The 6,000-nt window shown below is 67.8% G+C and carries 7 protein-coding genes; 4 read left to right on the top strand and 3 right to left on the bottom strand.

Translation table 11 applies throughout. The annotated features are described in order from the left end of the window. Window positions 1-147: 147 nt before the first annotated feature. Together ACH442_RS31045 and ACH442_RS31040 are read left to right on the top strand one after the other, a co-directional pair. Complete coding sequence (locus ACH442_RS31045) at window positions 148-1,164, top strand: glycosyltransferase family 2 protein (RefSeq protein ID WP_396341670.1); 1,017 nt, start codon at window positions 148-150, stop codon at window positions 1,162-1,164. Next, entirely contained in the window at window positions 1,161-1,676 is a 516-nt protein-coding gene (locus tag ACH442_RS31040; protein WP_396341669.1) for a flavin reductase family protein, read from the top strand. The genes ACH442_RS31045 and ACH442_RS31040 overlap by 4 nt, the downstream gene beginning before the upstream one ends. A gap of 314 nt (window positions 1,677-1,990) precedes the next feature. Here ACH442_RS31040 and ACH442_RS31035 read toward each other — a convergent pair whose 3' ends face one another. The 3 genes from ACH442_RS31035 to ACH442_RS31025 all read right to left on the bottom strand — a co-directional run bounded on the left by ACH442_RS31035 (window position 1,991) and on the right by ACH442_RS31025 (window position 4,407). Further along, the gene (locus ACH442_RS31035) at window positions 1,991-3,223 is read right to left on the bottom strand and encodes a calcium-binding protein (RefSeq protein WP_396341668.1); all 1,233 of its coding nucleotides are present in this window, start codon (window positions 3,221-3,223) and stop codon (window positions 1,991-1,993) included. 48 nt (window positions 3,224-3,271) lie between these two features. Next, window positions 3,272-3,430 carry a hypothetical protein gene (locus ACH442_RS31030; protein ID WP_396341667.1) on the bottom strand — a complete coding sequence of 53 codons (159 nt, stop codon included), beginning with the start codon at window positions 3,428-3,430 and terminating at the stop codon, window positions 3,272-3,274. A gap of 68 nt (window positions 3,431-3,498) precedes the next feature. After that, window positions 3,499-4,407, bottom strand: a complete 909-nt coding sequence (locus tag ACH442_RS31025) for a ScbA/BarX family gamma-butyrolactone biosynthesis protein (RefSeq protein ID WP_396341666.1) — start codon at window positions 4,405-4,407, stop codon at window positions 3,499-3,501. 125 nt (window positions 4,408-4,532) lie between these two features. On the opposite strand from ACH442_RS31025, the gene ACH442_RS31020 reads away from it, so the two are divergent. Beyond that, complete coding sequence (locus ACH442_RS31020) at window positions 4,533-5,141, top strand: ScbR family autoregulator-binding transcription factor (RefSeq protein WP_396341665.1); 609 nt, start codon at window positions 4,533-4,535, stop codon at window positions 5,139-5,141. Further along, window positions 5,138-5,893 carry an SDR family NAD(P)-dependent oxidoreductase gene (locus ACH442_RS31015; RefSeq protein WP_396341664.1) on the top strand — a complete coding sequence of 252 codons (756 nt, stop codon included), beginning with the start codon at window positions 5,138-5,140 and terminating at the stop codon, window positions 5,891-5,893. The genes ACH442_RS31020 and ACH442_RS31015 overlap by 4 nt, the downstream gene beginning before the upstream one ends. The last annotated feature ends 107 nt before the right edge of the window (window positions 5,894-6,000 follow it).

The raw sequence follows: 6,000 nt of genomic DNA, 5'->3' as shown, positions 1-6,000 counted from the left end.
CGACTCACACTCCATGGGAGGGTTCACGGCTACTCCCCAGAAGGTCGGTCGTCGCACTACTCGGGGCCTATATGGCCGTCACATAGAGCAGGCATAGACGGTCACCTCAGCGTCGACCGAAATCCGCCCGATGTCTGTGAGGTTCTGTTGCCTGCGACCATCGATATCGTCTGCCCGGCCTTCAACCGGTCCGTGGCCATCAAGAACACCATCGATAGCGTCGTGGCGCAGACCATGACGGACTGGCGGCTGCTCGTCGTTTCCGACGGCAGCACCGACGACACCGACGAGGTGGTCCTCTCCTACGCCGACTCCCGCGTGCGGTTGATCCGCGCCGAGCGGCACGGCCACCCCGGCGGCCCCCGCAACATCGGCCTGGCCGCCGCGACCGCGCCCTATATTGCCTATCTGGACAGTGACGACCGCTGGCTGCCGGAACATCTGGCGGTGTTGCGCCGGGAGTTCTACCGTGGCGCGCGGCTGGTGGTCACCGCCAGCATCGGCATGAACAGCCAGGATGAGGAGCAGTATCGCTCCGATCTGCTGAACCACGTGTGGCACCCGGATCTGCAACTGCTCTGGGCGCTGTACGAGCCTTCCCGCGTCGGGCACGTGCGCGGGCTGGCCGAGGCGGCCGGCGGCTGGACCACCGAGCACACCGGCATGGAGGACTGGGATCTCTGGCTGCGGATGGCGGACCAGGGAGAACGCTTCACCACGGTGTCCGACCGGACGGTGCTGATGTACCTGTCCGACTCGTCCCGGCGCAAGACCATGGAGGTCCAACACCGCATCGAGCTGGGCCGCACCGCTGAACCGGAGGCGCTGCTCGCCAAGGTGCGCTCCCCGGAGGTCCAGGACGAGCTACGGGCCGCGTTCGGCGAGCAGATGCTGCGCTTCTACGAGTCCAAGGCGCAGGCCGGCGAACTGGTCTTCCCCACCGAGGTCTCCGCCGGTGAGGTGCTGGCCCGGGTGACCGAGTTCGTCCGCGAGCCGGCGACACCGATGTACCGCGAGCTCAGCGTTGACCCGGACGGCACCGTCTATCTGCCGCTCCAGGTCAGCAGCGGCGCCCACGCCGCACGATTGCGAACCTTCTTGCAGGTCCACGACAGCGGCCGGCACCACGTCGTGCGCCGCCTGATCGACGGAGGCAACCGATGACCAGCACCAGCCCGCTGCGCGCCCCGATCACGCACACCGTCGCCTCATCCGACTTCCGCGCCACGCTCGGGCACTACTGCACCGGCGTCGCCGTGATCGCCGGCTACCACCAGGGCCCGGCCGGTTTCGCCTGCCAATCCTTCGCCGCGCTCTCACTGGACCCGCCGCTGGTGACGTTCTCGGTGGCCAACACCTCGCGCAGCTGGCCGCGGATTGCCCGCTCCGGCGCGTTCTGCGCCAGCATCCTCGGCGGGCACCAGATCGACGAGTGTCGCATCTTCGGTACCTCCGAGGCCGACAAGTTCGGCACCACCGACTGGACTCTGGCCACCATCACCGGCTCACCCCGGCTGACCGACGCCATCGCCTGGGTCGACTGCGAGGTGACCAACCTGCTGCCCGGCGGCGACCACACCATCGTCGTCGGCCGGGTGGTCGCCGTGGACCACACCGGCAGCGACGACCCGCTGGTCTACTACCGCGGCGGCTTCCACACCGACATCAGCCGATGATCCTGCGGACCAGCCACATCCAGGCCATGTCCACCGCCGTCGAGGCCCGCAACGGACAGATCCGAGCTGGCGGCAGCGACCCAGCCCCGGTCATGGTGTGGCGGCCCGGACAGGCCGGCAGTCCCTCGACTACGCCCAACGCCACGACGCCGTGCTGTACCCGTTGTTCGAACTGATCCTGCGCCGCAGCGAAGCCGCCTGACCGCGGGCACGCAAAAGCTCCGCGGTGCGCGGACAGCCCGCCGTGCATCCAGCGCGGCGGGCTCTCCGGTAAAGCGCCGAACGGGATCAGCGGCCCGAGCAGTTCGGAGACGTCAGGCCGGCGGCGCGGTGGCGACCGTCTCGCACCCGGCCATCACGTGCTGAGCGTTCTGCGGGAGATAACAGCTGTCGCCCGGAGTGTCGGTGTCGTTGGGGCCACCGTTCACGATTTCCCGGTAGCCCGTGTCAGAGCCGGCCGGTTCCGCCCAGAGACTGTCGTCGCCCTCGTCGCCGGAGAGGTAATCATCGCCGACGCCGGCGAACACGGTGTCGTTGCCGGCACCGCCGTAGACGGTGTCGTTGCCCGAGCCGGTTCGGATGACGTTCGCCGCAGCGTCGCCCCGGATGAAGTCGTTCCCCCTACCGCCGATGATGTTCTCGGTCTTGAAGATCAGTTCGTACTCGGTCTGCCCACCGGTGCCGGCATCGCTGACCCGGGCATAACCGGCATCCGAGTAGTAGTCCAGTTCGATCCGCAGCCCGTAAGCGGCGGTCAGGTAGCCGTAGTCGGCAACGTCGGTCCCGTCACCGCCGTCGAGGGTGTCGCTGTCCGTCCCGCCGATCAGGGTGTCGTCACCCGACTCACCGCTGATGACGTCCTTACCCGCGCCGCCGTTGAGCCGATCGTCGCCGTTGGCCCCGTGAAGCTTGTCGGCGTCCCGCCCGCCGCTGAGGCTGTCGTTGCCGTCACCGCCGTCGAGGGTGTCCGTCCCGTAGTCGTCGGTCAGGATGTCGTTGCCGGCCGCACCGATGAGGGTGTCGTTGCCGTCACCGCCGGACAGCAGGTCGTTACCGCTGTGCCCGCTGAGTGTGTCCACGCCGGACCGGCCGTAGAGCTTGTCGTTGCCGGTGTCGCCACCGAGGACATCCCTGTTTGCACCACCGGTGAGGGTGTCGTTGCCGGGTCCGCCGCTGACGGTCGAGGCGATCGGCTTCGCGGTGGCGGTCTTGTTGATGAAGGTGTCGTTGCCGTCCCTCAGGGACACCTTGATGAGCTTGATGTTCTTGGTAGCGGTGCACTTGACTCGAGTCTTGTCGCCGGAGACCCGCTTGCATCCGGCACCCGGCTTGAGAGCGACCCGGTCGTCGATGACGATCGTCTTGCCGGACCCGGTGACGACGACGGCGTTGGTGACGCCGGCCCCGGCCGTGAACGTCACCGTGGTGCCGGAGACCTTCGCGGTACCGGTCGTCGCAGCGAAAGCGAACCCGCTCGTCGACGCCACCGCCCCCGTTACCACAGTGGCCATCACACCGGCCCTGAGCAGCCAGAACTTACGAGTCATCGTTCTCCCCGTTTCGCAACGATCCCGTCGCGTCGAAACGATACCGTTTCACTCGCGTCGCGGGAAGGCCGCCGAGAAGTGGGCGCTCGAGTACAGCCAGAACACCACCCGCCGGTTGCGGGACATGGCGGACTGGACCGGCCGGTGGCCGGCGTACCGGCGCGAGTCCGGGAATGCCTCACACTTCGAGACAGCGAAGACCCTCATCCATTGAGCCTGGCGACTCCTGCAGCTTCAACTACGCCTGCCGCCCCGCCTACAGTTTTCCAAATATGTCAGTTCGGTGAGGATTCCGTGGTCACCGTAGTAGTCAGCACCGAATTGCCCCGCTGGACGGCGTTGACCTGCACGACCGTACGGCCGTCGGCGTCGGCCAGCCCCGGGACGGCGGTGATGTAACAGGGCTGGTCAAGCTCGACGTACCGAACAAACTGCGTGTCGAACGCGCTCGTGAGCACAGGACCGGGCAGGCACGCCTGGGCGGCCTGGGCGGCGGCTTCGAGCAAGACCATGCCGGGCACGTGATCGTGCGGGTGGTCGAAGAGCACGCCGTTGCCGGTGTCCACGCGCAGCTGCCAGTGCCCCGGGCGCTCGGTCGGCGAGAGCACCACATTGGCGGGGTCCCGCCGGCCCACAAGCGCGGGCGAGACCGGCGGGGTGAGCGGGAGCGCGCGGGCGAACGCTTCGGGCGCGGAGGCGTACTGGCCGCGCAGCCGGTTGTAGATCGCCGGTGGATAGGCGCTCCAGTGCAGCTCGGCGCCACCGACGGCCTGGCCGGACTTCAATGCGTAGACGTGCGAGACCAGGTGGGCCGATCCCATGCGTCGCCGGGTGACCGACGGGTGGCTGACCACCATGATTATCTCGGTGTCACAGTCCTGAACCTCCAGCAAGGAGGGGACGATCCAGGATCGGATTTGCTCCCAGCCCAGGCGGTGGCCGAGCGGGATCTGGTGGACCTGATTGCTGACCAGGGCCAGCGCCTGGCGCAGGCTCTCGGTGAATAGTAAAGGTGTGTAGTGGCTGCCCTCGCGGTAGAAGGTGTGGTGTTTCGGCCAACGCACGTTGACCTGCTGAACGAGGCCGGGTAACTCGGTCCAGCCGGCAACGAGTACCTCCCCCGGCCGATCCTTGCGGACCAGGCTCCGGATGTCGGTGGATATCTCGGCGGTCCTCGATGTCATGACTACTCCGCCAGTGGGACGACAGGCTCGGGGCATACGGAGCCTGGAGCCCCCGTCCCCTCACCTATAACATAATCAATATATTTCTTTTGGTGAACCGCCTTGGGGATGAATGAGGGATGTGAATGGCTGAACGGGTTGTGAAGCAAGCACGGGCCGAGCGGACCTCCGCAGCAGTGTTGCTGGCGGCTGCCGAGGTGTTCGCCGAGTACGGATTCACCGCCGCCACAGTCATGAAGATCGCCGACCGGGCTGGGGTGACGCTCGGCGCGGTCTACTTCCACTACCGCTCCAAGGAGGACCTGGCCCGGGCGATCGTGACCCGGCAGCCGGATTTCGTCGTCCCGCCGGACTCGTCGAAGGGGCTGCGCCGGGCGATCGACCTGACCCGCACCTGGGCGCGGCAGCTGGCGTCCGATCCGATGCTGCGCGCCGGTGGCCGGCTCGTATGGGAGCAGGACCGTTTCATGCATGACGCAGAGAACTCCCACCAGCAGTGGACCCGCCTGATCACGACCGACCTGCAGGGCGCGCAGGACACCGGCGAGCTGCGCCCGGGCGTGGATGTCTCGGCGATGGCCCGACTGGTGGTCAACGCCTGCACCGGGGCACAGATGCACTCCTATGTGGAGAGTCGCCACATGGACCTACCGTCCCGAGTCGAGGAGATCTGGCGCTGCCTGCTGCCCGGGCTGGCGGCCACCGGCGGGACCGAGGCGCTGGAACCGCGATGAGGCTGGCCGACAAGACGATCATGATCACCGGCGCGTCCAGCGGCATCGGTGCCGCAGCGGCCCGATACTTCGCCGCATGCGGCGCCGCCGTGGTCCTGATGGCGCGCCGCAGGGATCGGCTTGAACAGATCGTTGCGGAGATCCGTGACGCCGGCGGCCGGGCCGAGGCGGCACCGGGTGATGTCACTGATACGGCGGCGGTCGCGCGGGCGGTCGCGGTGGCCGTGGACGGTTTCGGCCGGCTGGACGGCGCGTTCAACAACGCCGGCTGGGGCACGGCCGGTCAGATGCTGCACGAGACCGACGATGCGGTGTTCGAGCGGATCATGGACGTCAACGTGCGCGGCGTCTGGAACTGTCTCAAGCACCAACTGCCGGCGATGACGGCGCAGGGCACGGGTGGTTCGGTGGTCAACACGTCCAGCACCGCCGGACTGTTCGCGACCGGCGCGCTCGCTCCATACGTCACGGCCAAGCACGCGGTGCTCGGCCTCACCCGGGCTGCCGCCGCGGAGTACGGCCGCCACGGCATCCGGATCAACGCACTGATGGTCGGCACGACCCGGACGGAGCTGATGGAGGCGGCCCTCCGCGTCAGGCCGCCCGACCGGCAGTCCGGCTCCCGGGGAATCCAGCGGCGGATGGCCGAGCCGATCGAGATCGCGCGGGCCGCGGCCTGGCTGCTCAGCGACGAGGCGTCGTTCGTGACCGGCGGCGCCGTCCCGGTCGACGGGGGTGCCAGCGCGGTTTGATCGCCACGGTGGGCGCGGATGCCGGCCACACCGCAGACGAACACTCGCTTTACATCTATCAACCAGCGTCGTACGTCATTGACCGAAAAAGATAGTCGTCACTATTA

Origin of the sequence: Actinoplanes sp. NPDC020271 (assembly GCF_044388125.1) — a bacterium.
Lineage (GTDB): Bacteria > Actinomycetota > Actinomycetes > Mycobacteriales > Micromonosporaceae > Actinoplanes.
Note: the sequence above shows the minus strand (reverse complement) of the source record. Positions and strands in the feature narration are given on the sequence as shown.